The sequence below is a fragment of the Barnesiella sp. CU968 genome, assembly GCF_905219685.1.
GTDB classification, from domain to species: Bacteria; Bacteroidota; Bacteroidia; order Bacteroidales; family Muribaculaceae; genus Lepagella; species Lepagella muris_A.
Map to the genome: position 1 here is coordinate 1 of NZ_CAJMXD010000292.1, position 3,850 is coordinate 3,850.

2 protein-coding genes are annotated in these 3,850 nt (G+C 49.5%); one reads left to right on the forward strand and one right to left on the reverse strand.

What is annotated here, in order from left to right:
- Positions 1-125 precede the first annotated feature (125 nt).
- On the reverse strand, positions 126-2,195 hold the full coding sequence (locus JX312_RS10425) for a tetratricopeptide repeat protein (RefSeq protein WP_204457954.1): 2,070 nt from the start codon (positions 2,193-2,195) through the stop codon (positions 126-128).
- A gap of 106 nt (positions 2,196-2,301) precedes the next feature.
- On the opposite strand from JX312_RS10425, the gene JX312_RS10430 reads away from it, so the two are divergent.
- Positions 2,302-3,567 carry an NAD(P)/FAD-dependent oxidoreductase gene (locus JX312_RS10430; protein ID WP_204457955.1) on the forward strand — a complete coding sequence of 422 codons (1,266 nt, stop codon included), beginning with the start codon at positions 2,302-2,304 and terminating at the stop codon, positions 3,565-3,567.
- Positions 3,568-3,850 lie beyond the last annotated feature (283 nt).

Consider the following 3,850-nt stretch of genomic DNA (forward strand, 5'->3'; position numbering starts at 1 on the left):
AAGTTATATTGATCATATCTTGTTTATTATCAAATTAATACAAACAAATTTACAGAGACACCCTTCGGGGAATCTCCAGAATCCGCGCAAAGATAGTAATTTTTAGCGAATTACGCAAAATTTATCTACTTCATACGTTTCAGAAGGTTGTAACTCGGAAGCACACCAAGCTCCCCGGCTTTGCTAAGATCGGAGAACGCCTGACGTTTGTTGCCTATCTGAAGATAGGTTATGCCCCGGTTGAAATATGCAGGACCGGACATCGGGTCAAGCCTTATAGCCTCCGAATAGCACTGCAGCGCCGAGGTGTAGTCGCCTGAATCATAATAGATATTCCCTTTGTTGAACCATGCGTATCCCAGTCTCGGATTCAATTTGAGCGTCTGATCATAGTCTGCCATGACGGCGGCAAGCTCATGCTGCATCTGACGCTGCATCAATGCCGCAGCCGCCGCATCCTCTCCTTCGGCAGAGTTGCGTCCGGCACGTATGGAGGCATAGCGGGCATATGCCCTTGCCATATACGCCATGGTGAAGACGGGGTCTTTCTCTATCGCGACATCGAGAGCCTCGATTGCCGCAGCGTAATTCTTGAGCATGCCGCGTATCACACCGAGGGCAAGCATATCGGCGGCACGGGCTTTGCCGTCGGCAACCACCCCTTCATAGAAATCCGCTCTGGAAAAGAGGTTCCTGAGCTCCGCCTCGTCTGAAGTCTCCACCCCCGTGGAGAGATATATCTTGTCGGTGATGTAACCGCGGTTGTTGAAATCATCAAGCTCGCGGAAATAATTGGAAGTCGAGCGCAACGACAATGGCGAATCCTGCAACGACAGCATATATGCCGCCTCCGGCTCTACCCTGATGTTGCGATCCTGCACCCGCCCCTTTATCTTCTCGTTATATGTCAGCTGTGTCTGGTCGGAGACACTTCCTACGGTGACAAGCTGATTGAAACGGTCCATTACCTCGACCTCGCTTTCATCCTCATTATCCGATCCATATGCCGAACGGGTCTTTCCCGCCGCGATCGCCGGGCGGTCAAGGGGATTCTTCTCAGGGTTGCTGACATACCGTTTCACGAGGTCATCGCCGACATAAGCGTTCTGCATCGCAGTGCGCATGTCGCCCATATCCCTGTAAACCTCAGCCTTCGCATAATACACCGGATAGAACCGGGGATACTTTTCAGTAATCCTGTCGAAGTCGGCAAGCGCCTCCTTGTGATGCCCCCGCTCCATATTCACAAGACCGAGATTATACCGGGCATGGAAGTTGTCAGGGTCATACTTGAGCACTTTCGCAAAATCTTCCGCAGCCCTGTTCAGATCCTTGACCTCATAACGCAGCAACGCGCGGTTGAACAATGCCGCCGAGTTATAAGGCTCAAGCTCAAGAGTGTAATTATAATCAGACATCGCGCCGAAATAATCATCAAGATTATATCTCAGATAGGCGCGGTTCACATAGAGGTCAGCCTCCTGCGGCTGAAGCCTTATCGCCGCATCCATATCGGCAAGCGCGGATTCCCACTGTTTCTGCTGAGCCTTTATCTGAGAGCGCATCAGGAAAGCGTTGATAAGATTTTTTGAAATAGCGACAGCCTTGTCGAGATCGGCAAGGGCACCGACTGTATCCCCCTCGATTGCCCTGAGCCTGCCGCGGGCGGCATATCCGTCTTCAAACTGAGGATAGATGCGCAGAAGCTGCGCAAAAGTGGCTTCCGCTTCATCCCTCTTCTTCATCTCTGTCTGAGCCACAGCCTTGTAATACAGGAAGTATTTGTCCTGAGGATTATAGTTGAGTCCGGCATCATAGTCTTCGATTGCAAGAGAATCCTTCCCCATGTTCTGACGCGCGAAACCGCGGAGCTTGTAGGTCTCGGTCTTGAACTTGTTGCGTTCAAGAGCCATAGTGCAGTCTTCTTCGGCGCCTTTGTAGTCTTCAAGATAGAGTTTCGCAAGCGCTCTGAAGAAATACGGGTCAGAGAGATATGGCTTCGCCTTGATAGCCTGATTGAAATATTGGATTGACAGCATGTAGTCTTCCATCGACAGCACATTCCGTCCGATATTGAGTACCTGTTCGGCATTTACCTGCGCCAACACGCCCGACGATGACAGCAACGACACCGCCACCAGAAGCAGCGGCAACGACATCCGTTTGATTTTTTTAGGCTCTTTTAATTTCTTCACCCTGCAAATTTAGCAAATTATTCGCAACATTAGCGGTTTATTATTCGTTAAAAAAATAAAAGAACACAGGAGAGGAAGACACCTCTCCTTATCACATGCACCCTGTATGGAAAAAATAGTTATTATCGGAGGCGGTTTCGCCGGACTGAATCTTGTGAAACGCCTTGACCCTGGAAAATACCGGATATCTTTAGTGGACCGCAATAATTTCCATTGCTTCCCCCCTCTTTTTTATCAGATCGCCTCTTCAGGGCTTGTCAGCGCGAACATATGTTTCCCGTTCCGACGCGAAATCAAAAAGATGAAAAACGTCTCCTACCATATGGGACACGTAAAGCAGATCGACATTGCCGCAAAGAAAGTCACCACAAGCTACGAGACCCTTGACTACGACCGGCTCATCATCGCGGCTGGCTCCACCAACAACTATTTCGGGATGGAAAATCTCGCCGAAGAGACCTTCGGAATAAAGACAGTGGCGGAAGCGGCACATACTCGCGATGAGATTCTCGACCGTCTGGAGCGTGGCGCCATATGCCACGATCCTGAACGCAGGCGCCGTCTTCTGACTTTCCTTGTGGTCGGCGGCGGTCCTTCGGGAGTGGAAATCGCCGGCGCGATCGGGGAAATGAAAAAATATATTCTGTCGAAAGAATATCCCGAGCTAAAACCCGATGATGTCACCGTCACTCTTATAGAAGCCGCCCCTCAGCTGTTAGGTGCGATGAAAAAGAAATCGCGCGACAGAGCCGTCAAAGATCTTGAAAGCCTGATGGTGAACGTGCGTCTCAGCACCGGACTCAAAAGCTATGAAAACAAGTACGTGACTTTTGCCGACGGACACAAGGAGTATTACGAGACTCTGATCTGGACCGCCGGAGTCAAGGGAGAACCGATTCCCGGGCTGCCCCCGGAAACAATCGGACGAGGCAACAGGATAATCGTGGATGAATACAATCGCGTCAAGGGATACGAAGATTCAATCATGGCGGTAGGCGACATCGCACTGATGCAATGCGAGGCATATCCCAACGGACATCCGCAGATGGCACAGCCTGCGATACAGCAGGCAAGGAATCTCGCGAAGAATCTCAACAAAGGGGAATTCAGACACAAATTTGAATATCTCGACAAGGGTTCGATGGCGACAATCGGCAAGAACCGGGCTGTTGCTGATCTCAAAGGGTTCTCTTTCTCCGGCTTTTTCGCCTGGCTGACATGGCTGTTCATACATCTCATATCCATCCTGGGCATGCGTAATAAACTCAGCGTAATGGTAAACTGGTTCTGGAACTATCTTTTCTATTCAACCTCGCTGCGTCTGTTGCTGCGCCCCACAAGATTCCCGCTCCGCAAGCACTGGGGTGACTGAGACGCCGCACTGTGGTCTGAATTATTTTTGTTAATTTTGCACTCATGTGTTAAACCTAAGTCCATATATACACTCCAATAATAGAAAACTGACAGAAATAGAAAACTGACAGCCCCCCCTCAATAAAAAAAATACTTAAATAATATAATTAGATTAAAAGTTATGAAAAAAGAGATATTCACATTCATGATTGCCGCCGGGGCGGTGATGAGCCTTGGCAGCTGCTAGCTGCTTAACAAAGTTACAGGCAAGAGCGAATCAGCGCCGAACGAAAGCGAAAAAG

Coding starts and splice junctions, on each gene's coding strand:
- JX312_RS10430 (WP_204457955.1), top strand. CDS start 2,302: ATGGAAAAAATAGTTATTATCGGAGGCGGTTTCGCCGGACTGAATCTT.